The sequence below is a fragment of the Amycolatopsis sp. NPDC051071 genome, from assembly GCF_040682875.1.
Classification (GTDB): Bacteria; Actinomycetota; Actinomycetes; order Mycobacteriales; family Pseudonocardiaceae; genus Amycolatopsis.
Window position 1 is genome coordinate 1 of the sequence record NZ_JBFBBY010000063.1, and the last position, 25,851, is coordinate 25,851.

Consider the following 25,851-nt stretch of genomic DNA (forward strand, 5'->3'; position numbering starts at 1 on the left):
AATACGACTTAGTTGATGTGGTGTCTGTATTTCAGAGGTGGGCACTACCGATCTCCCCCCCGGGGGGTCGCGACCCCGGCCGGGATCGCGACGATGAGGAACACCGGTACCGGCACGAACCCCCGGGTCAGCGAGTACAGGCCGTAGAGCAGCAGGCCGGTGACGCCGAGGATCGCGAGCTGCCGCGCCGTCAATGGTCCTAGCACCCGGTCCGGGCGGTCGACGTCGGCAGGAACACGTACGGGAGAAGTCATGGCGAATCGGTCCTCACTTCGTCTTCGGACCCCGCCGGGGCGGCAGGTCCAGGGGCAGGCGCAGTTGCGTTCCGGCTCGCCGCTTCGGCGGCGGCGACGCGCTCGCTCCGCTCGCGGGTGGCGGCGGTGTGGGTTGGCGGCGGGCTCCGAGCGGCAGCGGATACTGGCCGGAGGCCAGTGGCCGGTTGCCGGTGTAGGCATCCCGTGCCGGGCGGCGCGGGGCGCGTGCGGCGCGGTTGATCTGGCCGGACGGAGTGATCAGCCCAGGCCCGGTCTGCCGCGGCGGACTGGCGAGCGCCGGGTTGGCGAGGTCATCGGCGAGCGACCGCCGAGGCGTGGCCGGTGGCGCGGGCCGCAGATGGATCGGCAGCATTCCCGTGCTCGGCGCGATCAGCGCGCGCGGTAGACGGGCGGGCGGGCGCGCGTTGCGATTGACTCGCCCATCGCTCGTGAGCAGCCCTGGCTGCGGCGCCGGCGGCGGCATCCCGGGGCGCCGTTCGGCGAGGTCGTCGGCCAGCGACCGGCGCCCGACCCGGTCAGGGTCCCTGCGGGTGGTGATCGGCAGCCCGAGCTGGTCCCGTGGCAGCGCACCGGGCAGGGAGTTCGCCGGGAGCGCCCGAGGGTTCGCCGAGACCGCCTGCTCGTCCCCGGAACTGCCCGTGGTGAACAGCGACATCTGACCCGGCCCGGGTTTCCTTCCCGCTTCGGTGCCGGTGCCCGGCAGCTCACCCAGACGCGGGGAACGCCCGGGAGAGGAGCGTGTGCGGCGGACCCGCATCGGCAACATGAACTGGCCCGTACGCGTCGACGGCGGATCCGCGGGCGCGGTGTCGCGTCCACGAGCGCGAGAAGAAGGGCCGGGCTTGCGGCCCTTGCCGCCGAAGAAAGAGGTGGCGCCGCCGAGCAGGCCCATCGTCTTGTAGGCGATCGCGCCGCGCACCAGCGACCCGAGCAGCGACCGGCCGCCACTGCCGCGCAGGGGTCGTAGGCACCAGAACGGGATCTTCACCAAAATCCACATCAGCGCGACACAGAACAGGAGGTTGGTCAGCCCGTTCAGCGTCGGCCCGAACACGGTGAACCCGCCCGGGGTGAAGAACACCCGCAAGGCCACGCTCACCGCCCCGGCCTGTCCGATCGGGATGATCAGTACCAGTCCGTAGGCCTTCCACCAGAACACGGCGACGCCCTCGGTGTGGGGGAGGGCGTGCCACATCAGCAGGATCGGCGCGGCCGCGATCAGCAGGATCGTCGCGACGACCCGCACGATGAAGGTGAGCAGCAGGACGACGAGCATCACCGCGAGCGCGAGCCCGATGAACAGCAGCCAGCCCTGCCCGCCGTTGAGCGAGCCGAGGATCATGTCGGTCATCGCTGTGGCGGCGGTGTCCGGGTTGACCGCGCCGGTCATCAGCGCCGAGCTGACGGCGTTGGAGATCTCGATGCCCTGGGTCGCCAGGAACAGCGAGAGCGTCCCGGCGAGGAACCCGACCGCGAGCCGGGGCGCGATCTCCTTGATCGTGTAGCGGGTTTGCAGGGTTTCGTAGGCCATCAGGAGCAGGCCAGCGATCACGACGATGCTGCCGTAGAAGGCGAGCATCAGGTGCCACGATTCGTTCCAGGCCTGGCCGATGGCGGGCAGCATGCTCGGGTCCGGTGTGGACAGCACCGTTTTGCCCAGCAGATCGAGTAACGGGTTCAGTGCGCCGATCACCAGGCCGCGGAAGAAGGTGTCGATGGCCTCGGTGACACACGCGACCGGGTCGGTGAACCCGCACTCGCTCTCGTCGTCGGCGGGATCACGCGGAGACGGTTGCGGGATGCAGTTCGGTCCGTCACACGGCTGGCTCGTTGGTGGCTGGGTGGGGAGATTGCCGCACTCGGGCAGCACCGATCCGGGGAAACACGACACCGGCGGCGCCGACGGGCCGGGAACCAGCGGCGTACTCGGGAGTCCCGCCGGAGGCGCGGGTCGCGAAGACGAAGGCGTCGGCAGAAGGCACGCCGATTCGGCAGAACCTGGCACGCAGCCGGGATTGGGCGGCAGCGGCAGTACCGGGGGCTGCGCGGGCGCCAGCGGCGCCGCCGCAGCCGTAGGCGCGGGTGTGGCCGAGGCGGTCAGTGCGATTCCCGCGATGGCCACCAGCAGTGGCACCAGCACCGTGAGCGCGCGGGCCCATGGCGGCTGGGGCAGCCAGCGTCCGCGGCCGCAGTGTCCGTGACGGCGTCGGGCGGGTGCTGCCGGTGGTCCGAGCATGAGCCGGTCGCGGTGCCCCGACCGAGTGTCGGCGCCGTCAGGCTGAGGACTGGAATCGGCGGTTCGGGCGGGGCGCACGGCTGGCGCCGCCGGTCGACACCGGGCAGGGTCACGTGGACGGAAAGACGGTGTGTGGCGGGGGACGGTCATCGCTCACACCCCGCCCACGATGCCCTTGAAGATCTCGACCACGAGCGGGGCGAGCGCGGCGAGCGCGAAGCCGATGCCGGCGGCCTTGAACGCGCCCTTAGCCTTCTCGATCTCGCCGGGATCGCCCGAGGCCATCAGGTAGCGCAGGCCCCCGATGGTGATGAACACGACCGCGACCCCGGCCAGGATCCCCATGATCCAGTTACGGATGTTGTTGAGAACCTGATCGATGGTCGCCGCCAGCGCGACATAGTGGACCGTGTCCGCCCGCGCGGCCGAGGACGACAGCGCCACGGCGGCGACCAGCCATCCGAGAGGCAGCACTACCTGACGACGGGTCACACGGTGGCGAAGCCGGGGTCGTGTAGTGGCAGAACTGGTGCGGCGGCATGGGCGGTGGGGGGTGGGCACCGTCTGTGGGTGCGCTTCGCCTGGGCACACCGCGGTGGCCTGGGTTCCGCGACGGCGGGATGCGATGCGCCGTACCGGGAGGCGGACGGAGCGGGACATGCGGCGTGGTGTCAGTCGCATGAGTTCACCTCCCGGCCGGTCTGCGCGAGCGCAGCGAAGCCGATACGGCGAGTGTGGAAACGGGGTTCCGCGGGCAGTTGGGTTCCGCGCGAAGCGAGGTCCGATCGTGGACCCGTTCGCGGGACGGGAACGTCGGCAAGTCGTGGAAGACCGCGGAGCCAGGCAGGGGTTGATCGCGGTGCCTGGCGGATGCGAGACAACGATCCAGCAGGGTTGTCCCCGTGTCCGGTCAGGTCGGAAATCAGGCGCTGTTCAGCGCGGCTGCGTACCTTCCGGATCGCCCACCCGGCGCGGCCGAGAGGCCCTCCGGCGTCCTCGATCGGCACGTCACCGAAGCGGGTGTCCCAGATCAGGGCGGCCTCTTCGAGGGTGATGACATCGTCGCGGGCGGCGGCCGTCAGCAAGACCTCGGGGTGTCCGCCCAGTCGCTGAGGCGGTGCCGAGCGAAAACGTGCGGATCTCGCCGAGAGCTCGTCCAGTTCCTCGGTCAGCAGCGGGGCGTCGAGCGCCGCGCGCAATGCGAGATGGCCGCTGCGGAAAGCCGCCCACCGCAGACGCGCGAGGATCGCCGGCCGGTCCAGATCGACCTCATTCAGCCACTGCAGGAACCCGGTCAAGACTTCGGCGTGGATGTCGTGCTTGTCGCCGCTGAACCATTTGGTCAAGGCCGCCGCCACGGGCAGCAGTACGGGCAGCGCCAGCCCGACGCACGCGACTGTCCAAGTGCCGCGCTCGGTTCGCGCGCGGGTGATCAGATAGGTCCACGCCGCGTCCCGGACGGCCTGCGTGCACTCCTCGGCCACCAGCATCGCACCCAGCTCATCCAGCGGCACCGGCAGAGCGGGCAGGCCCGCGATCTCGGCGCCGTTCACACACACCGGACGCGGGCCGGTCACCAGCCACTCAAAGCTGGCAGCCGCGACATCGAACACCCCGCCCTCGATGCCTGTGCCACGGCCCCGACGGACAGAGAAAGAACCGTGTTCGGGTTCGACGTTCGACAACGATGAGTCCATGTCGGACACTCCCTAAAAGGCGAAATAAGGACGACCAAAGAAAGCCATAATTGGCGCCTCAAAACCGCCTCAAAAACGCTTCGCGAGCGCCTCAATATCGCCTCAAAAGTGCCTCAATGCTCGGAGTCGCGAGCGGTGGTCGGCGTGCTGCCTGGCGCGAGAACTCCATCGCGAGGCGCCGTCTTCGAAGGAGAAAAGTGCCTTTGAACTGCACGCATGTAGCTGTTCGATTCAGGTTTCGTGCGGCGGCGCCCTCAAGCTTCCGGCTTGACAGGTATGACGGTCAGGCAGGGCGAAGGAACTCTCAATGCGCAATCAGATTCTGGCAGCGTTGACGTACTCGGTGCGCCGCGCGCCGGTTTAGTAAATTAATCGGAAAATTTCCGATACCACATGTCCAAAATCGACGTTTTTTGCGGAGTTAGGGGGTGACAGCGCCACACGCCGCATACGTGGTGGCAACTCGTGCTCGGAGGTCCTGATGTTCCCTCGTCCGCAACCGTCGGATGGCCGCCCCGGTCGCCGCACAGACTTAACTCGCCCGCCGCGCACCCGGCGCGGTGGCGACCGTGCTCCCTACCCCGGAGCCCGTGTTCACAACACCATGGCAGGTGCCGGCGGAACCGGCAGCACCTCGCGTCCCGAGGGCACGCCGACCTCCTCGCGCCGGCGCCCGGCGCCGTCGTCGACCGCGTCGACTCCGGCGACGGTGTGGACGTGCGGGCCGGACCCGATCGACGCGCACGCGGTATGGCCGGTACCGATCGTGGAGTCCGTCACGGTGGCGTTCACCGACCCCGGTGCGCACGTCGTCCTGGTAGACCTCGACCCCGCACCGGCCACAGCACTGGGCTCCGGTGCGGACGCCTCGTCGACGACCGGCGAGGCGTCGCTGGCGGCGGCACGGGAGGCGGTGCGTGCGCTCGGCCGCACCGCCGACACGGTCGCCTTCCACAGCGGCGACGGCGGCTCCGCCGCGTCGTCGCGACCGTTCTGGGCCGGCCTCGTCACCGACGCAGACGACCCGTCCGCGGCGCTGGCCGGAACACCGTCGGCCTCGGCGCGCTCCGGTGTCCCCGGCAGCGCGGAAGGACAGGCGTCCGAGCGCGGCGCGCGGGCGGATCTCGTGATCGTGTCCCTGCCCGACGACGCCGCCGGATCGGTGTCGCTGGACCGGCTCGCGTTACTGGCGGCGAACCGTCTGCGTCAGGGCGGCATCCTCGCGGTGTACACGCACAGTGACTGGACGCGGGGGCGGTTGGTCGATCCGACCGGCGCGATCGTGGCCGCGGCCCAGCACGCCGATCTCCTCTATCTGCAGCACATCGTCACGCTGCACGCTCCCGTGGAGAAGGGCCGTCTGCGGGCCGCGCCGAGCGCGGTTGTGGCCGCCGAGTACGGCCTCGCCCGTCAGCGCGCGACGGTGCGCGGACTGCCCGCGCCGCATCTGCGCGCGCACGGTGATGTCCTCGCGTTCGCGCAACCGGGCGGCTCCGGAGCACCGCCCTCGGCGACCGCGGCGCCCGGTGCTGCTGGAGGTGGCCAGTGACCTCGCCCTCGCCGTGCCCTGCCGGGCTGTCCCCGGTCACTCCTACACCTGCGAAAGGCAGCGTCCTCATGTCCCACCAGCACCTCGCGACATCGGTCGCCACCGGCGCGACCAGTTCGCCCACCCCGGGAAGCGACGACCCGACCGTGCCGATCTCCCGCGCGCTCATCAATGCCCTCGATACCGCCGATGAGACCAGCCCGGCACAGGCGGATACCGCGACCGGACACGGCCCTGTCAGCCCGAGCAGTAAGGCCGGCGGGCTCGACGTCGGCGAATTGCCGTTGTCGGTGTGGGCGACCGCCCAGACCTCCCCGGCCTCCCAGCGCAAAGGCCGCTATGTACCCGAGTCGACCGCGCACCCGGCGAAGATGCTCCCGGCCGTCGCGGCGCACGCGATTCACGCGTACACCCGTCCCGGGGAGCTGGTGTTCGACCCGATGGCTGGATCCGGCACCACGCTGGTCGAGGCGATCGACGCTGGGCGTCGCGCGGTCGGCGTCGAGTACGAACCGCACTGGGTCAGCGTCGCCCAGGCGAACCTCGGCCTGGCCCGCGAACGTGGCCATGATCACGACGGCGAGCTCGTGCACGGCGACGCCCGGCAGTTGCCGTCTCTGCTGCCGGAGAAGTACCTGGGACAGGTCGCGCTGATCATCACCTCCCCGCCTTACGGGCCGTCCACCCACGGGCAGGTCGTCACCAGCGACACCGGCTCTCGAGACGGGAAGGTACACAAGTTCCACCACCGTTATGGCAGCGCGCTGGATCGCGGGAACCTCGCCAATGTCGGCCACCACCGGCTGCTGGCCGGATTCACCCGCATCCTCACCGGCTGCGCGGCGGTACTGCGTCCCGGCGGACACGTCGCGATCACCGTGCGTCCGTGGCGTGAGCACTCGGAACTGATCGACCTTCCGTCGCAGATCATCGCCTGTGGCCACGCCGCTGGGCTGGTCCCGGTCGAACGCTGCGTCGCCCTGCTCGCCCGCGTCGCCGACCGCGAGCTGGTCGCCCGAGGCTCGTTCTTCCAGCGCGACTTCATCCGCAAACAGCGAGAGCAGGGCCTGCCGCTGCATCTGATCGCGCACGAGGACGTCATCGTCCTGCGCCGCCCGCTCGAGACCGCTGGCTCGCAGGCAGCGCCTGACACAAGGTGGGGGCGGTCATGAGCGCCCGTGCCCGGTGCCAGGACTGCGGCTGGACCGTCCGGTACCCATGGCTGGATACCGCGCGACGCGCCGCCGCACGGCATCGCTGCCCGGCGCCCGAGCCGCTCGCCCCGGAACCGCCTCGGTTTGGCGGGCGATCATGATCGCGGCAGGGGGGAGGGCGATGTCCGTATTCCCGGCGCAGTGGCACTGGCCGACCGTGCCGGTAATGGGAGTGCTCGCCGCAGGCTTCTACTTGACCGCGTTGGCTGGCGCGAACTGGGCCAGCGCACACGACCTGCTCACCCTGGGCGGGCTGGCTGTTCCCGCAGGAGCCTGTATCGCGGGGATGGTCTTCATCGCCCGCGACGCCCTGCACGAGACGCTCGGCTCGCGAGGCGTGCTCGTGGCCATCGGCGGGGGCACGGCGCTGTCGGCGATCGTGGCCTCACCACGGATCGCGGTGGCGAGCGCGGCGGCGTTCGCCGTCTCCGAGCTCGCCGACTCGTGGCTGTACCGGCGGTGGCGCTCGCGGCGACGGGCGGTCGCGATCGCTGGATCGAATCTGGCCGGCCTGCTCGTGGACAGCGCTGTATTTGTGCCCTTCGCGTTCGGCTCGTGGGCGCTGCTGCCCGGTCAGCTCGCGGGTAAAGCCGCCGCCACAGCGGTGGTTTGCGTGGTCCTGGCGCTGTGGTCGTGGCGGCGGGAGGTGGCATCGTGAAGTTCTTTCTCGGTACCCACCAGCCCGCCTGGCTCGCTCGTGATCTTGGGGTTCCGCTGCTGGTCTCACACCGGCGCCTGGCGGGGCGCCGCAGCCTGCCTCGCGCGTCGGGGGAGTGGGCGCTGGATTCCGGCGGCTTCACCGAGCTCTCGCTGCACGGCCGCTGGCGTAGCGACGCCCGCGCCTACGCCGCCTCAGTACGCCGCTACGCCAGCGAGATCGGCCAGATGGCGTGGGCCGCGCCGCAGGACTGGATGGTCGAAGCGCACGTCCGAGCGCGCACCGGACTGAGCCTGCGCACCCACCTGCAGCGGACCGTGCGCAACTACCTGCAGTTGCGAGAGCTGGCGTCGGACCTGCCGATCATCCCGGTGGTGCAAGGTGATGAACTCGCCGACTACCACCGCTGCGCCGACGCCTACGAACGTCACGGTGTCGACCTCGACGCGCTGCCGCTGGTCGGTGTCGGGTCGGTGTGCCGGCGCCAGCACAGCGGACAGGTCGAACACATCGTGAGGTCCCTGCACGCGCGAGGTCTGCGGCTGCACTGCTTTGGCGTCAAGACGACCGGATTGGCCCGCTACGGCGATGCGATCCGCTCCAGCGACTCCGCCGCATGGAGTTACAGCGGCCGCTACCAGCCGGGCTGCACCCCGAGCCATCGCAGCGAATCCAACTGCCTGACCTACGCGATGGCCTGGCACTCCCGGCTCCAGCACACGCTGCGCCAGCCGAACCACCGGCCCGCAACCCGGTGCGCCGCATCACGCCTCTCGTCGGGAGCGCCTGGCCGTGCTCGACCAGGACACACCGGCTCACACCGCAACCAAGGAACACGCCCGCCTGCGCGGCCGGGCATCACAACAGGGGAGCGGCGATGAACACCATGGCTGAGCGCCGCGCCGACGCTGTGGATCCGCTGCGGTTCGTCGCGACCGAGGGCCCGGTGATCGGGTCGCTGTGCACCGGCGTGGCCGGTCTTGACCTCGGCGTCGCCGCCGTGCTCGGCGGCCGCATCGCCTGGTACTGCGAGGTTGACCCGCACGCGGCCGCGATCCTCGGCGTGCGACTGCCCGGCGTGCCGAACCTGGGCGATCTACGCGCGGTCGACTTCACCTCCGTCGCACCGATCGAGGTGCTCACGGCGGGCTTCCCCTGTCAGGACATCTCCGCCGCCGGTCGGCGCGCGGGCATCGAGAAAGGCGCTCGTAGTGGACTGTGGAGCAACATCCTGGACGCCATTCGCCTACTACGACCCCGCCTCGTCGTCGTGGAGAACGTCGCCGCCCTCCGCTGGAAAAACGGAGGCCTCGACCGAGTACTCGCGGGGCTGGCCGAAGCGGGGTATGACGCGGTCTGGCGTTGCGTACGAGCCGCCGACATCGGCGCCGCCCACCGCCGCGAACGCGTGTTCCTGTGTGCCGTCACCGCCCCGGGACGGGATGCGGATGATGCCGACCCCCCAAGCGCGCGACGGCGAACCCCGCGGCCCCGTCGACCCGGCACGGCGACGGGCGGGCGGGCATCAGGTCAACCTCAACGACGCGGTCGACTCCGTCGTCAAGCCGACACAGCCGACGCCGACGGCGGAGGACTCGCGGTCATCGGCGATCCAGACCGTGCGGAAACCGGGACGCCCGATCCCGGCCGGGTGCGTGACGCCGACCGACTCGGTGCGGCTACTGCCGACCTCGGCCGCATCGGACTCGAAGAACTGCACCCACGACACACACGACGGCGGACCGTCGCTTCCCGACCGCGCCCGCGCCCTGACCACACCGACACCGCCGACGGACGGAACGGGGTGCGCCGCGGCCCACAGCGGCGAGATCGATAGCTGCCTTCCCGCCGGTGCGTGGGGCCCTGCCGCCGACACCCGACCGCGCACGACGGTTCGTCTACCGACATCTCCGCCACACCATGACAAGGAGGCCCAGCCCTCATGGCCACTCCACGACTTCTGCCGACCCCGCGCGCGACCGACGGAACCAAAGGCTGTCCCGCGCAGCGCGGCTCGAAGGGCGATCTGATGCTGCCCTCGGTCGTCATCGCCGTCACCATGCCCGCACCGAAGTCCCGAGCGCGGAAGGAGGTGAAGGAGCGTGACGACCGCCCGTGCACCGCGCGCCCGCCGCACAGCACGCGGTGAACCCAGGCCGGTGGACTGGGGCGAGTACGCCGCCGCCGTGCACCGGTGGGAAGTCATCACCGGCCGCGCGGCTCCGTACCCGACCCAGCCCGGCCGTCACGGGCGTCCCGTGCTCGCGCCGCCGTTCGTCGAGTGGCTCATGGGCCTTCCCCCAGGCTGGGTCACCGCCGGGCACCTCGACCTGCCCCGCACCGCGCAACTTCGCGCTTTGGGCAACGGGGTCATGCCCCAGCAGGCCGCGCGCGCACTGCGTCACCTGCTGGACGACCTCACTCACCTGCACCGTCCGTCCTGCCAGCCGCCGGCCAGCCCCCCGCCGCGGGACAGGCGCTCTCGAGCGAGTCGACCGTCACGGGCGGACAGTGGTGTGACGCATCCGCCGGGCACTGCCCAGGCGACGCCCGCCGTGCGCACCCGCCGCAGCGATCCCCGCAAGCGGCGCTGAACCTGTGGCGCTCCGGGGCGAGGACACCACCGAGCCCGCCCCGGAGCGCCACGCTCCACCCGCTTCCACACCTCGACGTCTTGAAGGGTTTCTTCGTCATGCCCGTACACAGCTGGACACGCCACCCAGGGGGCCATCTGCGCCGCTGGGCCCGGACCGCCCGCCACCGCCTCCGACACCGGCGGCCACCGAACCGAGCACTCGCCAGCCATACGCCTTCCGGTGTTCAGCCCGCGCAGCATCCGGTGACGCGACGGTCGGCCGAGGCGATCGCGGTCCTGATCCGCGAGGGCTGGAACGTGCACCATCCGCCGTACGGCTACGCCACGATGACCGTGACCGGAGCACGGAGCCGCTACGGAGCGCCTCGCACCCGCCTGACACCGGACCCGCGCCGCGCTCTCGTGGTGCAAGACGTCTTTTACTGGCGCGCGATCACCGGCTTGTCGGTCGAGCACATCACCGCGCGGCTCGACGCCGACCATGACCGCTATCCACCGCCCGGGACACACGCCTCCTGGCCGCCCGCAGCGGTGTACTTGATGTTGACCAACATCAAGTACACCGGCTACCAGGCCACCGGTACTCGCGACGAGAACGGCGCCTTCTGTCCCGTCGAGCAGTGGGTGCTCTCCGACCAGCCCGCGCACCGCGCCCTGGTCACCCCCGCGCTGTTCTGGGCCGCTCAGGATCCCGTGACCAGCGTGCGGCGCATCCCGCACCGGCTTCTCGCCCCGGTCCACGGATCCACTGCCAGCGGTGACGAGAAGGAGGTGCGGTGATCATGGCATCGCGTCCACGATCCACAGCTCGTGCCGCCACCTCGCACCCGCCGACACGATCGTCAGCGCGCCGCCGTCCGTCCGCGACACTGGCGGACCGCCGATCGGGCACGCCGCGCCGTGAGCGCTACCCCGGCCGGCCACGAGGCCGATACCTGAGCCTCGGCGCCGGCGTGCAGAGCCTGTGCGTGTTCCTGCTCGCCTGCGACGGTGAGATCCCGCCCTTCGACGCAGCCCTGTTCGCCGACACCGGCTGGGAACCCCGGCAGGTCTACACCCAGCTCGACACCGCACGCCGCATCGGCGCGCGAGCGGGGATCCCCGTCCTGACCGTGTCGAACGGCAACATCCGCCACGACGCCCTCAAACCCGAGTCCCGCTTCGTCACCATGCCGCTGTTCGTGAAGAACCCTGACGGCACAAGGGGGATGGCCCGCCGGCAGTGCACCGGTGAGTACAAGATCAAGCCGCTCAAGAAAGCCATCCGCCAGATCCTCGGCTACCCGCATCCCACACGAGTGCCCCGTGGTGTGTTCGTCGACCAGGCCATCGGCATCTCCACCGACGAGTTCCACCGCGCCAAGGACTCCGACGTCAACTACACCCGCAACATCTTCCCCCTCCTCGATCTCGGGCTATCACGTACGGACTGCCTGGCGCTCCTGCGTGAACGCGGCATGGACGAGGTCGTGAAAAGCTCGTGTATCGGCTGCCCATACTCGGGAAATTCACGACTGCGGTTCATCCGGGACACCGATCCTCACGCGTGGACCGACCTGGTCGAGTTCGACAAAGCGATCCGTCACGGCAGCCCCCGCGCCAACGCCAACGGCCAACCGCTGCGCGGCCAGTTCTTCATCCACCGCTCGCTCCTGCCGCTCGACCAAGTCGACCTCGACGCCACACGCGGCGCCTCCAACGCCGACGAAGACGACCCAGACGGCTGCAGCCCGTTCTCCTGCCGCTCCGGCCATGCCATCACACAGCGGGAAACGACATGACCGCCGCCGAAACCCCTCGTCCGGCACCTGACAGCCCACCCGAACATCTCGAGTTGCCAACAGTCGACGGGCAGCTCTTGTATACGCCCGCGCAAGCTTCCCAGCGCCTGATCATCAAGGAGTCGTGGCTGCGTCGTAAAGCGGGCCTCCGCCAGATCCCCTGCACCTTCCTTGGCAAACACCTCCGCTTCTCTGACGCCGACCTCCGCGCGATCGTCGGCAACGGCTCCACCACAACCCAACGCCGACGGTCAAGCCATCGCCGTCACCGCTGAACGCGACTTCGCTAACGCGGGCGGGCACAGAAGGTTCTTTGCCGTCTGGGGTGGCTCTCTGTCCACACCAGAGCGTCCATGGATGTCGCCCATCGCCGTGACCCCCACACCAGAGCAAAGGAGTTCACATGCCCTGGCCCGAACAATCCGGGGACGACAGCTGGCGCGTCCGCTACCGACGCGACGACGGAACAATCGGCTCCGTCCCCGGCTTCCCCGATGAAAACTCCGCGAACAACTACATCGCGGATATGGACACAGACAAGCGCCGAGGAAAGTGGATCGACCCCTCAGGCGGCCAGACCACCGTCAACGCCTGGGCCTACGACGACTGGATCGACTCCCTCGACGTCGACCAACGCACCGAGGAAAACTATCGCAGCTTTCTCAAAGTGCACATCACCCCCAACTGGGGCACCACCACGCTCACCGAGCTCACCAACTCCAAGATACGAGCCTGGGAGAAGAAGCTGCGCAACTCCGGACTCGCCAAGAGCACCGTCGACAGCATCCTGAAATGCTTCGCTCTCATCCTGTCCGACGCCGTCGACGAAAAACTCATCGACGCCAACCCCATCCAGAACCGCCGCCGAGGCCGCCGACGCCGCACCGAACGCCGACCCCGCCAGATCTGGGCCGAACCAGCCGAAGCGCTCGCGGTCGCCGACCAAGCCGCCCTCTGCTACGGCCCCACCGGAGCCGTACTCGTCGCCACAGCGGGCTGGACCGGCGCACGCTGGGGGGAACTCGTGGGTCTCCAACGCCACAACCTCCACCTCTACGACGACAACACAGGAAAAATCGTTGTCGACCCCGACACCGGCGCACTCCACGAACCCACCGCAGGCGGTCTCTACCTCGGACCACCCAAAACCGAGGCCTCCGCCCGCGACATCACCCTGCCGCCCTTCCTGGTCATCCTTCTCCGGCACCACCTGGAGACGCACGACCATCCACATGTTTTCGTCACGCCACAAGGCGACCTGCATCGCAGGAGCAACTTCGCACGCCGAGCCTTCAGGCCGGCAGCAGACGGCAACAAGCACAAGGCCAACCCCAAGGTCTCACTCTGCGCAGCCAAGCCGGGCCTGAAGTTCCACGGACTCCGGCACAGCCACAAAACCTGGATGATCGACGACGGCATCCCCGAGATCGCCCAAGCACTCCGCCTCGGCCACGTACTCCAAGACAAAGTCCAAGAAACCTACTCCCACGTCGCCGCAGCCGTCGAACAACGACTGCTGGACGCACTCCAAACACGGTGGGAGAAAGCCGTGGCCAGCAGCACCACACCCACGGACGACTGTGCCTGGCGTCTCGCCGCTGCGTAGCTGACTAGAGGCGAGTGCGAGCGCCGTGCGGGACTCGCCTCAGGCGAACCGGAGCGCCTGAGTTCACGGTCTGCGAAACGGCTGGAAAACCCCGTTGCCGGAATTCAGGCGACGGTCCCGCGCTCGCGGCGGACGGGTTCACTCCAGGCTCCCGGCAAACACCACCTCGGCCCTGTCTGGCGGTGCCGCGATGAGCGGGTCAAGAGGGTGGCGAGCTGGACGACAGGTCCGGGAGTTGCGCTATCGGAATCGCCGCGGCTGGACAACATCCACATCTGGCTCAGGATCGCCGCGCTCTTCGCCGGTGAAAACTCGCCGATGATCGACCACCACTACAGCTACCCGGCCTTGAATGCCAATTTGAAGACAACGGGGGTCATCGCTTGAACCTAGAGCGCGCTCAGCTCAGAGCGTGAATGTCTGAACTGTGTACACGATCAGCAGTAACAGAACGACGACTAAGATCGGTGTCGTTGTCGCCCAACTACCGATGTTCGACAGCGCTATGGGCACGGACACTACGACCGGGGAGCCCGCGATCAGCGCCAGCGGGATCCGAAAGTTTAGTGTCTGGAGCCCGAACCTGTAAGCAATGCGCATGTTCGAGGCGTGCCAGCCGACCTGCTTGTGGCGCGGAGTGATGAGTGGGTCGTCGAACCGTGTACGGAGGTAGTCCGAGGCCATGCCGATCTGCGAATTGGTGAATAGGATGAGGATGCCCAGCAGCAGCGACACTAGTGGTGACACCAGCAGCAGCGGAGCGCTCTTACGATCGATCCCGAAGCCGAGCACGGCGGAGCTGACCGTTACCGAGCAGACGACCAGGGCTGTCCGGTGATCCATTTTCTTCACGATCTCATCGCGTAGTGCCTTGTATTCCGCGAGAAGCAGCTCGGTAGCCAAACCAGGATCGTTGTCGGCTTCGGCGATCAGCGCTGGTTCCGTGTGCTTCGCGTCCCGTCACGCCCAGCCCCGTTCTCGTTGCCATCTGAACATGAGGAGAACTCGGGTGCGCCCCTGAGCGTGTTACAGCGGAGCGGGGGCTGCAGGGGGCGGAACTCGTGTGAGTGGGTGGTTGTCGAGCTGGTGGCCGCCGACTCCGGAGTGCTTGGTGGACGACGATGTCCCCGGCGGAACGCTGAACTTTTTTGCGCGCCTCCGTTAGGCACCGATTGGTCGGTGGGGGCCAGCGTCTTGCGTCGTTGTCGGTTGAGCTGAAGGGCTGCGCGTAGAACGGTGCCGAGACTGCGGTGTAGGTCGTGCGGATTCGTCGTTGGCTGGGGGTGTGGTCGCTTTCGGGCTGACCGCTGTGGGGATGGCTTCCTTGGTGGCGGTGATACTCGGTGCGTCGGCGGTGGGTGTGTCGGTCTTGTCGGCGTCACGTTCGAGGTGGAAGTCGATGTTGATGGTCTTCCATGCCTGTGCTTTCACTTTCACGGAGCGCAGGGTCGCGTTGCGGTCGAGACGCAGCACGACCACGGCGCCCAGGGCCGTGAGGGCCAGAGCGCCGCAGATCATCAACGCGGCTACGGCCATGAGGTGATCCCCTCGTCGGAGTCGCTGTCACCAGTGCCCAGGGCGAGAGACGCTGGTGCCGTCGACACTGGGCCCGCTCCAGCGGCTGGGCTGGTGTTGTCGGTGGCGGGTTCCTCGCGGACCCAGCCGTTGTCGTCCTCGTAGACGACGGTGATGCCGGTGTGCTTGAGCAGGGCCAGAAGGTCTGGTCGGGGTCGTGTGGGCACGAGCAGCACGAGGGCTGCCGCGTCGACGAATCGAGCGCAGTCCAGCAGCGATCCGATGGCACTGCGGATTTGATCTCGGGTGACCTGTGCCTTGATCTCGACCAGCTCACGTGCAGTGTCGTCCCACAGGCTCGGGCTGAACGGTTGTGCTTCCTCGGAGGGTAGGAAGCTGAGCATGCTGGTCTTGTGGCCGATCCGTTGGAGGTGCTGCGTGTAACGATCGGCTAGCTCGTTTTTCTCGGCGCGCGAGCTGCGACGCAGATTCTGGTTCCGCTCCGTGTGTGGGATGAGGGGGGCTGCTTCGATGCGAGGTGCTTGGGCAAGGGCATAGGGCGCCATGGGGAGGCTGACCGGTAGATCGCCTAGTGGCTTCAGCCGGAACACGATGACCTGGCGCTGTAGGTGCGGGTTGGTCGGGTCGGGGGCGTCCACTCGGTAGTAGTCAGCGAGTATGAACTCGCCCAGGTACGTGGTACCGGTCGGACCGGAAACGAACCCCTCCAGGCTCCGGCCATCTTGCTGGTGGTTCAGGACGGCCTTGTTTCCCTGGGTGAACTGCTGGTCGCCGCTCTGCCCTTCGCCGAAGTAGTGCAGATACCCGTCATCGCCCAAGCCGCCGAAGAAGCCAGCTCCCACAGGTGAATCGGTCACAGCGAAGAACATGACCACGCGGGCGCGGCTGGACGGGCTTATCCCGCTCTGCGGCCTGCCGCCAAAACGCTGGTGAATCTCCCGACGCGGCAGATGCGTGCCCGGAGTCAATCCATCGAGCAATTCAACCCTCCTTGTTTACCCCTAGATTTGACCGTAAATGTACCACGTCAACGGCCGTACGGTAGACGAAGGGGAGAGCGACTGTCCGGCGGGGTCGCGACACGGTGCCGCCTCGGCTGGGCAGCGGCCGCGATCCGAATCCACGATCTCGGGCTCGATGGCACGGTCACCGGCGCATTGTTCTGACCGTGGGGTAACGGGTACTGGTGATTCTCCGACGAAGTGCAGGTGAGCATCGTCACGGATCCTCGGGATGGCCCGGTTGCCGTGACGCCTGTGGTGGTGTCCGCTGCCGACGAGCTGGTCGACGGCGTGACGGTGCGTGGTCTGTTCGGTCCGGCCCTGCGTGCGACGGGCGCGGTGGTACTGGACCTGTCGAAGGTGACGTTCCTGGCGATGGAGGCCGTCGTCCCGCTCCTGGCCGTGGCGCAGCGCTGCGCGGCCGAGCAGCGGTCGCTGACGGTGGTGGCCTCGATCCCGGTTCGCCGGAAGCTGGTGTCGCTGGGCTGTTCGCGATGATCCCGCTCGAACCTGACCCGGACGAGGCGGGTCGCTGACCCGCCTCGTCCGGGTGCTGGGGTCAGAAGAGCAGGTGGGCACAGCCCAGTGGACGGCCGCCGAGGCCATATTCGCCGGGATGGGCGGCCCGGATCCAGTCCCAGAACGGCCGGGCCGCAGGCTTCTCCGGGGTGATCGCCCATCGATAGTTGGGCAGGTCGCGGCGGAGCTGGTCCAGGACGCGTGTGCCGATCCCGTGCCGCCGGACCTGCTCGGAGAGGTCGAGTTCGCCGATCAGCGCGGTCCGGCAGGCGTGGCAGACCTGGTAGTCGATGGTGCCGATCTCGGTACCGGCCCGGTAGATCCGGTGGACGTGGAAGGTGACCGTCTCGTCATGGCGAGGGCGGTACGGGCTAAGCCAGACCTCGTCACCGAGATCGACGCCGCGCCGGGCCGGGAACGCGGGCCAGGTGGTCTTGTCCACGATGTCCAGCGTCGCCGCACCGAACAGCACTGTCCACTCAGGACACCGACGGGTGATCCCGAGACGAGGCTGCCGGGGGCGGAGGTGGAAGCGGCCGGTTCCCTGGTGCGTGCACACCGGGGAACCGGCCACAGCGGCCCGGCGGCGCGAGCAGGGGATGTTGCGCCGCGGCCTGGCCGATCCCTGTCTCGGAGGGGATCCCCGCAGATCTACCCAGGTTCGCGAGGGGTAGGAAACCACTCGTTCAGGCGGCGGACGCAGACCAGCGCCACGCGGCGTGCATCGCGGCGAACAGGGCCTCGTCGTCGGCGACGGTGGGCTCGGCCTCGCCGACAGGGAGCCAGGTCTCGTCGACGACGTACCCGTTCTCGCGACGGGTGAGGGAGATCCCGGGATAGAGCACAGCCCTGTCCGGACCGCGAGGATCGTCGACGACCACGGTCCGTGGTTCCCAGCGCGGCTGGACATCCCGCTCGCTCCGCACCCGGCGCGCACCTCCCTGTTCGGTCTCATTCGCTCGTATGTCGTCCACGCGGCAGTGCGTGTAACAGAGCGTGTCCAGCTGTGACGACGAAAACCGTGGTCAACAGGATGTACGGCAGAGAAAACCGGCGGTACTGCACCATTCGGGTTACCGTCAGTCGCAGGGAGGCGCGACCGTCAAACGGCCGAGGCCAGGGCACGGAGGCCGTCATGGCACAGAACACCGCAGGTGATGCCGAGTCGCGGGTGCCGGCGTTCATCGAGCCCATGCTCGCGACCCCGGCGCAGAAGCAGCTGCCGGACGACCCGCGCTACGCCTATGAATTCAAATGGGACGGCTACCGAGCGGTGATGCGGGTCGCCACCGACGGAACGACGAGACTGACTAGCCGCAACGACCAAGACTTCACCCGCCGGTTCCCCATCCTCGGCGACGCCCTGGGCGACGCGATGCGGGGTCGCCAGGCGGCGCTCGACGGCGAGATCGTCGCGCTCGGCGACCACGGCCGCCCGGACTTCGGGCTGCTGCAGAACTACGACGCCGGCGGCGAGGTGCCCGTGCCGTATTTCGTGTTCGACGTCCTGCTGCTCGGCGGCGACCGGCTGCTGGACGCGCCTTGTGAGCAGCGGCGGACAGTGCTGGAGAGGATCGAGCCGCCGGACAGGAACCTCGTCGCGATCCCCCCGTCCTACAGCCACGCCGACCTCTCGGCGACCGGCATGTCCCCGCATGATCTGCTCGACGTCGCGAAGAACCGCGGTCTCGAAGGCCTGATGGTGAAAGCGATCAGCTCGACGTATCACCCGGGACGGCGCTCGCCGGAGTGGATCAAGCACCCGCTGATCCAGACCCTGGAGGTCGTGGTGTGCGGGTGGCGTCCCGGGCAGGGCCGCCGCGACGGGATGATCGGCGCGCTGCTGCTCGGCGCCCACGACCCCGCCACCGGCGGCCTGGCCTACATCGGAGACGTCGGCACCGGCTTCAGCCACCAGGCCCTCATGGCCGCCCGGGAGAAACTCGCCCCGCTGGCCCGCAAGACCAGCCCGTTCGCCGGCGGCGTGCCGCAGGACCGCGCCAGGGGCGCGAACTGGGTGACACCGAAACTCGTCGGAGAGGTCGTCTACCGCCAGTTCACACCGCGCGAGCACCGGCTCCGCCACACCGCCTGGCGCGGATGGCGCCCAGACAAGAACCCGGCCGACGTCGCGGTTCCCGTGCCGGACTGAGCGACTGGTGGAGCGGACCGCCGGACAACCATCGCGGTGCGGCGAGGGAGAGCATGCCCGGCGGCCGGCTACACGAGGCGAGGGCCAGACCGGGGCAGCGCTCCCAGTACACACCCGCCCGGTGTGGCGCGGTGACGACCGATCGGATGCTGCTCGCGACGCTCCGAAGGCCGGGGTGTAGTCCGTTTGCCGTACGCGAGGGTGGACACTCTTGAGTGAGGGCCTTGTTCAACCCGCGAGCAACGCTCTGGTCCCGCCGGTCCAAAGCACTGCGGCCGGCGGGACGCCAGATCTATCCGCCGAACGCCTCGCCCAGCACCGATCTTCGGGTCTCGGTCAGAAGTCGGCCGGGGCCTCCGCGAGCGGCGGTTCGTGACGTTCCCGGCTGCGCAGATGTCTACGAGGCCCTGGTCACTGATGACCGGGACGAGACCGAACTCGGGCGCCGGTTCCGGGGCCGGGTCGTTCTGGGTCTCCCGATCCGGCACGTCGTCGGCCGTGGTGGTGAGGGGCGCTGCTTGCGCAGGCGTTCCTCGGCCTTGCACTGAGCGCGCTCACCTTGCTATGTGACATGCATCACACACGTATTTGTGTTCAAATCCTCTGCGATTCAGCACCTGTGTAGTGAGAGGACCTGCGCGGTCCTCGCCTCGAGGCCCGGTTTCCGGTACTCGAAGGGGAAGCCCATCGTTCCGCGCTCCGGCCAAAGAGACTGAGGACGGTGGGCTTCGCTATGTCCGGCTCGCGAACGCTGCGCCTCGGCTGTCGAGTCTCTCGACGTGAACGAACGGGTTTCCGAACACCGTGACCTCGCGAAACCTCGTGCCCTGTCTGCTGGGTGTTCGTGTTCGGCCGTCGATCCCCGACGTCGAGGGGCCCGGCAGCGCACCGGCCGCCGGGCCTCTCGACCTTCTGGGTTCTAGGGTCGGTCTTATTCGGTTTCCGGGTGTTTTGCGGGGGCGGGCAGCGGTGGGGAGAACCGTCCGCCCATGACCGGCGGCGTCGCGGTGGGCATCGTGACCGCGAGGAAAACCAGCACGCCGAGCTCCCGGTTCCGCCGTGCGCCGTCTTGTTTAAGGCTTAACCGGCACCTTGGGCGTGGCGGAGGTGGCGGCGTGGCCAACTCACGTTGGGCGGTGACGCGTTGCTGATCGTCATTTCGATCGCCTGTTCTTGCTACGCAAAATTGCGGTCACTCCGAGCAGGATCGCGGCCAGCAGGACTGCGATGCCGATCCAGGAGGTGGTGGTCATGAACACGCCTTACTGTCGATGGTGAGACCGTCGGCACCGGCACCGGCACCGGCACCGGCACCGGCACCGGCACCGGCACCGGCACCGGCACCGGCGAGGCCTGCGACGGCCAGCCCGACCCCCAGAGTGTCCGCGGCGACGACAGCAGCGACCAGACCGATTTCGCCACCGAGCAGGCCAACACCGAGTAAGGCCACCCCCAGAACCGCGCCTGCGCAGCCGTTCAGCGCCGATTGTTTCCCGAACACTTGCGGACTTACTCCCTGTCCTAGGGCGGTTGCGGGTCATTCCGTGTAGTGCCCGAGTGCTTCGAGGCCCTGTAGAACTCGCTCGAGGGTGGACGGTTTCGGGCCGCCGTCGGGGTGGTCGTCGGGTTCGTGGATGTACACCACACCACGGTCGGCCAGGCCGGCCGCGGCGTTCCGGATGACGTCGATGGGGGTGGTCAGGATCGCGGCGATCTCCGCGAGTGCCCGGGGTCGCTCGCACAGCTCGACGATCAGCAGCTCCACGGTGCTGGCGCTGGCGAGGTCGTGGGCCTGCACATCTTCGGCGGTGGTGAGCAGTGTCTCGAGCCGGGGTTCCCGCGCGGGCTGGGACGGTCCGCCGGTGATGGGGTGCGGTCCTGAGACACCCAGCCGGCTGCCGGTGGTGTCATCGGTCCCGGCGGCGTCGATGGCTGGCGAGAAGGCTTCGTCGGACACCGGCCGCGTGCCGCGGTCGGCCAACGGGACCAGCACGCCGGCGAGCAGATCGTCAGGACTCCAGAGCGTGTCGTCGAGGGTGACACGGGCGCGCAGGTCCGCGAGTCCGGCCGCGACGTCGAACACCGGCGGCTGGGGATCGGCCTGGTGTGCGCGGCGTAGCAGGTTCCGGGTCGTGTCGTCGGGTTCGGTCACCGCTGCTCACCTCCTCGGCTCAACTCGATGATGCGCTCCCGGTGGGGTGCGAAGACAGCATGTAAGCGGTCGATGTGGGTTCTCACGGTCGACGGGCTGATCCCGAGGACCGCCGCGATCTCCTGATCGGTCAGGTCTTCCAGGAAGAACAGCACCCCGACGACCTAGCGCCGGGGAGGCTGCCGGGACAGCAGCTGCCGCACCAGCGCCCACACGGACAGCTCGTCGAGGATCTCGTCGAACACCGTGTCCGCGTCCGGCACGGCGAGGTCGTTGTCGAACTCGACCTGCCACCAGCGGGTCCGGTACACGTCGAGGATCTTGTGCACGGCGATCTTCTGCACGTACCTGCGGTTGTCCTCGATGGCCCGGCAGCCGCGATCGGGCCAGAGCTTCCACAGCGCGAGGTAGGCCTCCTGGACCGCGTCACGCGCCAGGAACTCGTCCCCGCCCGCCACGCGGTAGATCGCCGCATAGGTCCGGCCGACCGTCGCCTCGTAGAAGGCCTCGAAGGCCTCCTCGAGTACGGGGACACGGTGGCGGTCCATAATCATGAGGCCATCGGCTCTTCGGGCACCGTCGACGATCTTTCGGGGTCCAGCGGTGTGCGGTGCACCGTCACCATGATCACCCCGTCGACATCGTGGTCCACGATCCGTGTTCCCGGCCCGGCCGCGGTCACCACGCGTTCGAGGCTGTCCCGTCGCAACCGGTACCGCCGCAGCGAGATCAACATCCGTGCCACCGCGCAGCCGCTGGAGACGACGCTGACGATGAGAACCGACCACATGTTCACCTCATCACGTCCCCTCGCCGCGTCGTATAACCACACCTCGGATCGAGCGTCCCTTTCTGTCTACAAGGCCGAGGAAAATGTTCCAGATGCGTGTGGGCCCTGGCGAGGAGGACGCGACTGTCGTCTTCGGCCGGGGCCACGATTGCGCGCACCGGGCGGCGACGATGCCGTCGGGCCCCGCGAACCCGCGCCGGCGCCGGCCGATCCGGCTGAGGGACGGAGGTCGATGACGGCAGTGCGCCTCCACGGGATCGCCGACTCATCGCTGTTGACGAGGGACAGCAAGGTGGCGCGAAGGGTTCAGGAAGGTCCTCACCGGGGTGCGCGTCGGCTCGTTTTCGGTGTGCGCCGGTTCTTGAGGTGGCCGTGATAGATCGGAGGGAAGCTGCGGACGCACAGGTCGAGGTAGTGGTCGTTGAGCGCGGTGTCCGGGGTCCAGCGGTGCTGTTCGAGGTCGGTGATGAGCGTGGTCCAGGCGGTGAAGACGGTGTCCCGGGCGAGGTCCTCGGCTTCATCGGCGGTGAGGTTCTCAGGCATGCGGAGCATGGTGCGCCCGGCGCGGGTGGCCTTGCGGAAGATGTCGCCGGTGGTGATCCAGGTCCGGATGAGTGGCTGGGCGTGGGCGATGACCCGCTCGGCGAACTGGTCGAACTCCGGGCCGGTGAAGCCGGCCGCGCGCAGGCGGTCGACAAGGGCGGCGTCGACGGGATGCGTGGCCTCCTCGTCGTCGAGCAGTTTCCGCAGGCGTTCCACCGCCCGGCCTCGGGTGGGCCCGACCGAGCCGACGGACAGGCCCAGCGTCTTGGCTACGTCCTTGTGGGAGTACTTGTTCACTACCAGGAGCCGCAGCAGTTCCTGGTCTCGCTTGGAGAGTTTCGCGAAGGCGCGCCAGAGCCGCCGGTCGCGCTCGGCCTGCAAGGCCTGCTCGTCCGGGGCGGGGTCGCCGCTGCTCACGGTCTCGACCAGGTCGTCGGTCAGCGGGCCCGTCCGCGCCTCGCCCTGGCGGAGACGCTGCGCTTCCCGCCGGGCGGTGGTGATCAGCCACCCGGCCAGGGCCCGGGAGTCCCGGATGTTGTCCCACTGGCGGAGCAGGGCGAGCCAGGTGTTCTGCACGATGACTTCGGCCTGATCGCGTTCGCATCCGTTGCCGCGGGCGACATGCCACACCAGCGGGGTCAACTCCCCGACCAGCCGAGTCATCGCGTCGTTGTCCCCGCGGCGGGCGGCCGCCAGGAGCGCGGCGTGCAGAGCGGGACCGGTCAGGCCATCCCATGCTGCGGGCACGACGACCGCCCGGACCTGCCCCTGCCGTGCAGAAGGCTGGACCGGGTCCATGGCGGCCGCCGCGCCCATCAGGATCAGGCCTGGCGCGGGAGCCAGGCGAGCACTAACGACAGCACTGTGACCATCGCGAGCACGCCGAATAATGCAGCGGCCTGATCCGGCTGCCACTGGCTGATGATCAGCAAAATGACGATGACCGACCCGGCAGCACCGGAACGCGGGAACGGTCTCTCAGGACCGCCCATGGGCATGGGCGGAAACAAATGCAACATCTCGATCTCCAGTTGTCGGACTCGAAGGGAACGCCCGCTCTTCCCCGCGCTCCGGCCAAAGAGACTGAGGACAAGTGGGCACTGCCCACTTAGTGTGGCGGGTCACACCAATACTCAACGAACCCCTCTGGTGTGACATGCATCACACACGTGTTGGTGTTCAAATCCTCCGAGATCCAGCACCTGTGTAGTGAGAGGACCTGCGCGGTCCTCACCTCGAGGCCCGGTCTCCGGTACTCGAAGGGGAAGCCCACCGCTCCGCGCTCCGGCCAAAGAGACTGAGGACGGTGGGCTTCGCTATGCCGGCCCGCCGAGCTGACCGGACCGTTGCGGCTCGGCTGCTAAACCTCTCGACGTAAGATGACGGGTTCTCGAATACCGCGACCTAGCCGATCGCGAGCTTTCCGCCGGTGGCGGTGACGGAGCGTTCGGGCGTGATCGCCGCGGTTGGGGTTGCCATCGTCCAGACGTAGGTCTGGTCAGCGGTGTCTCGAGCGATGAACACGAGTTGGTTGGTGGCCTGGTTGGCGTAACTGAGCACGACAGGATCGGTGGTGATCTGAGTCGGCGCGACCGTGGTCCAGGGTCTGAAGTCCGAGCTGGACGGGGCGGTCTGGCCGGTGGAGTGGATGAAGCCCATCGGTCCGCGGGCCGCGATTTCGATCCGGGACGTGGCAGACATCGTGGCCGAGACGGGACCGGACGCGGTGAGGCCGGGGATCGGGTTCCACTGGCCGGTGAACACCCCATTGGTCTGGCGCGTGGAAGCGACGGAGCCGTCGACGGAACGGGCGAAAACCTGAATCTGGTTGTCCAGCGCGACCACGGCGGCGGCCGGGCCGGTGGACTTCACACCACCGAGACCGCTCCACGGGCCGAGGGTGCCGTCGGCCGGATTGGCGGCCGGGTGGTACGTGGCGGTCTGGTAGAAGCCGTTCTTGTCCAGGACGACTACTTGGAGGTTCGCCCCGTTACGCACGACCGTGGGAGGTGTGACCGACAAGTTGTTGCCACCGAGCGGGCGCCACGCGGTCAATGGTCCGTTCTGACCGGTACCCGGTCGGGCCCACAGTTGCCCTTGGCCGTCGACTGCGAAGGCGTAGAGGACGTTGCTCGGTCCGATGGCCAAGGTCGGGGGGCCAGCAAGGAATCCGCTCAAGGACACGAGCGGTCCCCATACCTGCCCGGTTCGACGGTCGCCGCGAATCTCACTGTCGGTGCCGAGCGCGAGCGCCTGGAGACTCCCGTCGGCGTTTTGCGCGGCCGCTGACCTGCCGGTGAACGACTGATACCCGGTGAAGGTGGTCTTGTTCATCTGCAAGGTTCCGGGATCGGGTTGATCACCGTGGACGAGCTTGTGGTTGTTGTCGACCCAGAAATGCTGTAGCCGTCCGTCGGGGGTTTGGAAGACCGTGCTGGCCGCGCCTGTCACGGTCGGCACCGCCGGACGCTGAGGGGTGACGGAGGTGTCCTGCTTGCAGCTGTCGGGTTGGGCGGTGATGTCGAGTTCGGTGTTCCAGCCCGTTCCCACGATCTTGCCGCTGCCGTCGGAAGCGCCCGGCGCCCAGGTCTCGGTGTCCGGGAAGTACCGATACCAGCGCAGGACCGGTTGAACCACCCCGGACCCCGGGTCGAGGCCGCTGGCTCCGCGACCGTAGAGAATGTCACCACCTGGGGAGAAAATCTGCTTGAACATCTCCCAGCCGCCGCCCACGAACTTGTAACGCTGAGTCCAGCGCTGGGAAGCCGCGTCGTACTGGAAGCGGAACAGTTGGCCGCCCGGGGTCCGAGCGTATAGAACGCCGTCGCCGGCCGCGGTGATGGAGTCGAACTTGTCCCAGCCGGAATCGATGGTGCGGTGATCCCAGGTCTTGCCGACCGGGTCGTAGCGATGCCAGTGAAGGTTGCCGTCGGTTTCGTCGGTGAAAAAGTCGCCGTTTTGGTCGATGGTGATCCGGTTGCGGTAAGCGGGGTCGTGCCAGCCCACCCAGGGCTGGTCCTGGACGGCACCCTGGCCTTCCCACCCGGTTCCCGTCCACCGCCAGCGCACGAGGTCGCCCTCGTTCCACGGGAGGCCATCGCCCGGTACGCGGTGGACGATGGCGTAAAGGATGCCGCCGGGGGCGGCCAGGGCCCTGGCGTTGGCCCAGCCATTGCCGACCGCGGCCGACGGCTGCACCCAGTTGTATGTTCCGTTCGCCGGGTCGTTGTGCTGGTACTTCCACAGGTTTCCGTCGTCGCGCACCGACCAGAGAGTGGCCGGGGAACACTGCGCCGCAAGTGGTGCGACCTCGGCGTTCGCTGCTTGCTGCGCCAGCGGCGTGAAGGAGATCACCAACGCTACGGCCGTAAGGGCGCGGGTCACTGTTCTTCGAGCTCCGGAGCTTTGCATAGCGGTCCCATTCGTGCCGTTTGCGCTGAAGGACAGCGTGGTACCGGGCGGCACCAAACGAGCCGAAGCGTGCCCATTACCGCTAGCGCCAGGCTATCCGCGCGCTGTCCTCGGCGTTACTCTCGCGATTACTGG

General features: G+C 68.4%; 31 protein-coding genes and 1 pseudogene. 14 read left to right on the top strand and 18 right to left on the bottom strand.

Features of this window, described 5'->3' with window-relative positions; translation table 11 throughout:
* Positions 1 to 71: 71 nt before the first annotated feature.
* The 5 genes and pseudogenes from AB0M65_RS20995 to AB0M65_RS21015 form a co-directional block, all read right to left on the bottom strand.
* Positions 72 to 254: pseudogene (locus tag AB0M65_RS20995) on the bottom strand (PrgI family protein); the annotation flags it as partial.
* 13 nt (positions 255 to 267) lie between these two features.
* Complete coding sequence (locus AB0M65_RS21000) at positions 268 to 2,511, bottom strand: hypothetical protein (RefSeq protein WP_364029729.1); 2,244 nt, start codon at positions 2,509 to 2,511, stop codon at positions 268 to 270.
* Between the two features lie 153 nt (positions 2,512 to 2,664).
* Positions 2,665 to 2,985 carry a pilin gene (locus tag AB0M65_RS21005; protein WP_364029732.1) on the bottom strand — a complete coding sequence of 107 codons (321 nt, stop codon included), beginning with the start codon at positions 2,983 to 2,985 and terminating at the stop codon, positions 2,665 to 2,667.
* A 197-nt stretch (positions 2,986 to 3,182) separates the two neighbouring features.
* The gene (locus AB0M65_RS21010; protein WP_364029735.1) at positions 3,183 to 4,208 is read right to left on the bottom strand and encodes a sigma-70 family RNA polymerase sigma factor; all 1,026 of its coding nucleotides are present in this window, start codon (positions 4,206 to 4,208) and stop codon (positions 3,183 to 3,185) included.
* A 594-nt stretch (positions 4,209 to 4,802) separates the two neighbouring features.
* Entirely contained in the window at positions 4,803 to 4,988 is a 186-nt protein-coding gene (locus AB0M65_RS21015) for a hypothetical protein (RefSeq protein ID WP_364029738.1), read from the bottom strand.
* A 1-nt stretch (position 4,989) separates the two neighbouring features.
* On the opposite strand from AB0M65_RS21015, the gene AB0M65_RS21020 reads away from it, so the two are divergent.
* The 12 genes from AB0M65_RS21020 to AB0M65_RS21075 all read left to right on the top strand — a co-directional run bounded on the left by AB0M65_RS21020 (position 4,990) and on the right by AB0M65_RS21075 (position 13,999).
* Positions 4,990 to 5,757, top strand: a complete 768-nt coding sequence (locus AB0M65_RS21020; protein ID WP_364029741.1) for a hypothetical protein — start codon at positions 4,990 to 4,992, stop codon at positions 5,755 to 5,757.
* A 68-nt stretch (positions 5,758 to 5,825) separates the two neighbouring features.
* A complete protein-coding gene (locus AB0M65_RS21025) occupies positions 5,826 to 6,929 on the top strand; it encodes a DNA methyltransferase (protein WP_364029744.1) in 1,104 nt (367 codons plus the stop codon).
* Positions 6,930 to 7,092: 163 nt separating this feature from the next.
* Complete coding sequence (locus AB0M65_RS21030) at positions 7,093 to 7,629, top strand: VUT family protein (protein ID WP_364029747.1); 537 nt, start codon at positions 7,093 to 7,095, stop codon at positions 7,627 to 7,629.
* Entirely contained in the window at positions 7,626 to 8,510 is an 885-nt protein-coding gene (locus tag AB0M65_RS21035) for a hypothetical protein (protein WP_364029750.1), read from the top strand. The genes AB0M65_RS21030 and AB0M65_RS21035 overlap by 4 nt, the downstream gene beginning before the upstream one ends.
* Positions 8,507 to 9,466, top strand: coding sequence for a DNA cytosine methyltransferase (locus AB0M65_RS21040; RefSeq protein ID WP_364029753.1), 960 nt, complete (start codon positions 8,507 to 8,509; stop codon positions 9,464 to 9,466). The genes AB0M65_RS21035 and AB0M65_RS21040 overlap by 4 nt, the downstream gene beginning before the upstream one ends.
* Before the next feature lie 105 nt (positions 9,467 to 9,571).
* Positions 9,572 to 9,778, top strand: coding sequence for a hypothetical protein (locus AB0M65_RS21045; RefSeq protein WP_364029756.1), 207 nt, complete (start codon positions 9,572 to 9,574; stop codon positions 9,776 to 9,778).
* Positions 9,732 to 10,223, top strand: a complete 492-nt coding sequence (locus AB0M65_RS21050; RefSeq protein ID WP_364029759.1) for a hypothetical protein — start codon at positions 9,732 to 9,734, stop codon at positions 10,221 to 10,223. Before AB0M65_RS21045 ends, AB0M65_RS21050 begins: the two co-directional genes overlap by 47 nt.
* A gap of 245 nt (positions 10,224 to 10,468) precedes the next feature.
* Positions 10,469 to 11,005 carry a recombinase family protein gene (locus AB0M65_RS21055; RefSeq protein WP_364029762.1) on the top strand — a complete coding sequence of 179 codons (537 nt, stop codon included), beginning with the start codon at positions 10,469 to 10,471 and terminating at the stop codon, positions 11,003 to 11,005.
* A 2-nt stretch (positions 11,006 to 11,007) separates the two neighbouring features.
* Positions 11,008 to 12,006 carry a hypothetical protein gene (locus tag AB0M65_RS21060; protein WP_364029765.1) on the top strand — a complete coding sequence of 333 codons (999 nt, stop codon included), beginning with the start codon at positions 11,008 to 11,010 and terminating at the stop codon, positions 12,004 to 12,006.
* A complete protein-coding gene (locus tag AB0M65_RS21065; RefSeq protein ID WP_364029768.1) occupies positions 12,003 to 12,281 on the top strand; it encodes a DNA-binding protein in 279 nt (92 codons plus the stop codon). The genes AB0M65_RS21060 and AB0M65_RS21065 overlap by 4 nt, the downstream gene beginning before the upstream one ends.
* Positions 12,282 to 12,409: 128 nt before the next feature.
* Positions 12,410 to 13,612: a tyrosine-type recombinase/integrase gene (locus tag AB0M65_RS21070; protein WP_364029771.1), complete on the top strand. Its 1,203-nt coding sequence runs from the start codon at positions 12,410 to 12,412 to the stop codon at positions 13,610 to 13,612.
* 207 nt (positions 13,613 to 13,819) lie between these two features.
* Positions 13,820 to 13,999 (top strand): hypothetical protein, encoded by a 180-nt coding sequence (locus tag AB0M65_RS21075; protein ID WP_364029774.1) that lies wholly within the window; start codon positions 13,820 to 13,822, stop codon positions 13,997 to 13,999.
* A gap of 18 nt (positions 14,000 to 14,017) precedes the next feature.
* Here the strand turns inward: AB0M65_RS21075 and AB0M65_RS21080 are convergent, their stop codons facing one another.
* The 3 genes from AB0M65_RS21080 to AB0M65_RS21090 form a co-directional block, all read right to left on the bottom strand.
* Positions 14,018 to 14,515: a hypothetical protein gene (locus AB0M65_RS21080; RefSeq protein WP_364029777.1), complete on the bottom strand. Its 498-nt coding sequence runs from the start codon at positions 14,513 to 14,515 to the stop codon at positions 14,018 to 14,020.
* Between the two features lie 258 nt (positions 14,516 to 14,773).
* On the bottom strand, positions 14,774 to 15,148 hold the full coding sequence (locus tag AB0M65_RS21085; protein ID WP_364029780.1) for a hypothetical protein: 375 nt from the start codon (positions 15,146 to 15,148) through the stop codon (positions 14,774 to 14,776).
* Entirely contained in the window at positions 15,139 to 16,128 is a 990-nt protein-coding gene (locus AB0M65_RS21090; RefSeq protein WP_364029783.1) for a hypothetical protein, read from the bottom strand. The genes AB0M65_RS21085 and AB0M65_RS21090 overlap by 10 nt, the downstream gene beginning before the upstream one ends.
* Positions 16,129 to 16,404: 276 nt before the next feature.
* Here AB0M65_RS21090 and AB0M65_RS21095 point away from each other — a divergent pair, with 276 nt between their 5' ends.
* Entirely contained in the window at positions 16,405 to 16,647 is a 243-nt protein-coding gene (locus tag AB0M65_RS21095; protein ID WP_364029786.1) for a hypothetical protein, read from the top strand.
* Positions 16,648 to 16,708: 61 nt separating this feature from the next.
* Here AB0M65_RS21095 and AB0M65_RS21100 read toward each other — a convergent pair whose 3' ends face one another.
* Positions 16,709 to 17,110, bottom strand: a complete 402-nt coding sequence (locus AB0M65_RS21100; protein ID WP_364029789.1) for a hypothetical protein — start codon at positions 17,108 to 17,110, stop codon at positions 16,709 to 16,711.
* A 244-nt stretch (positions 17,111 to 17,354) separates the two neighbouring features.
* On the bottom strand, positions 17,355 to 17,594 hold the full coding sequence (locus tag AB0M65_RS21105; protein WP_364029792.1) for a hypothetical protein: 240 nt from the start codon (positions 17,592 to 17,594) through the stop codon (positions 17,355 to 17,357).
* Between the two features lie 209 nt (positions 17,595 to 17,803).
* Here AB0M65_RS21105 and ligD point away from each other — a divergent pair, with 209 nt between their 5' ends.
* Positions 17,804 to 18,820, top strand: a complete 1,017-nt coding sequence (gene ligD, locus AB0M65_RS21110) for a non-homologous end-joining DNA ligase (RefSeq protein WP_364029795.1) — start codon at positions 17,804 to 17,806, stop codon at positions 18,818 to 18,820.
* Between the two features lie 1,249 nt (positions 18,821 to 20,069).
* On the opposite strand, the gene AB0M65_RS21115 is transcribed toward ligD, so the two are convergent.
* From AB0M65_RS21115 to AB0M65_RS21150, 8 genes are all read right to left on the bottom strand, one after another.
* On the bottom strand, positions 20,070 to 20,321 hold the full coding sequence (locus AB0M65_RS21115) for a hypothetical protein (protein ID WP_364029798.1): 252 nt from the start codon (positions 20,319 to 20,321) through the stop codon (positions 20,070 to 20,072).
* A gap of 36 nt (positions 20,322 to 20,357) precedes the next feature.
* Positions 20,358 to 20,972 (bottom strand): DUF742 domain-containing protein, encoded by a 615-nt coding sequence (locus AB0M65_RS21120; protein WP_364029801.1) that lies wholly within the window; start codon positions 20,970 to 20,972, stop codon positions 20,358 to 20,360.
* On the bottom strand, positions 20,969 to 21,127 hold the full coding sequence (locus AB0M65_RS21125) for a sigma factor-like helix-turn-helix DNA-binding protein (RefSeq protein WP_364029804.1): 159 nt from the start codon (positions 21,125 to 21,127) through the stop codon (positions 20,969 to 20,971). Before AB0M65_RS21125 ends, AB0M65_RS21120 begins: the two co-directional genes overlap by 4 nt.
* Before the next feature lie 9 nt (positions 21,128 to 21,136).
* The gene (locus tag AB0M65_RS21130; protein ID WP_364029807.1) at positions 21,137 to 21,520 is read right to left on the bottom strand and encodes a sigma-70 family RNA polymerase sigma factor; all 384 of its coding nucleotides are present in this window, start codon (positions 21,518 to 21,520) and stop codon (positions 21,137 to 21,139) included.
* A 2-nt stretch (positions 21,521 to 21,522) separates the two neighbouring features.
* A complete protein-coding gene (locus AB0M65_RS21135; RefSeq protein WP_364029810.1) occupies positions 21,523 to 21,762 on the bottom strand; it encodes a hypothetical protein in 240 nt (79 codons plus the stop codon).
* Positions 21,763 to 22,080: 318 nt separating this feature from the next.
* A complete protein-coding gene (locus tag AB0M65_RS21140; protein ID WP_364029813.1) occupies positions 22,081 to 23,121 on the bottom strand; it encodes a sigma-70 family RNA polymerase sigma factor in 1,041 nt (346 codons plus the stop codon).
* Positions 23,122 to 23,126: 5 nt separating this feature from the next.
* A complete protein-coding gene (locus AB0M65_RS21145) occupies positions 23,127 to 23,324 on the bottom strand; it encodes a hypothetical protein (protein WP_364029816.1) in 198 nt (65 codons plus the stop codon).
* Between the two features lie 385 nt (positions 23,325 to 23,709).
* A complete protein-coding gene (locus AB0M65_RS21150) occupies positions 23,710 to 25,770 on the bottom strand; it encodes a tachylectin-related carbohydrate-binding protein (protein WP_364029819.1) in 2,061 nt (686 codons plus the stop codon).
* Between the last annotated feature and the right edge of the window lie 81 nt (positions 25,771 to 25,851).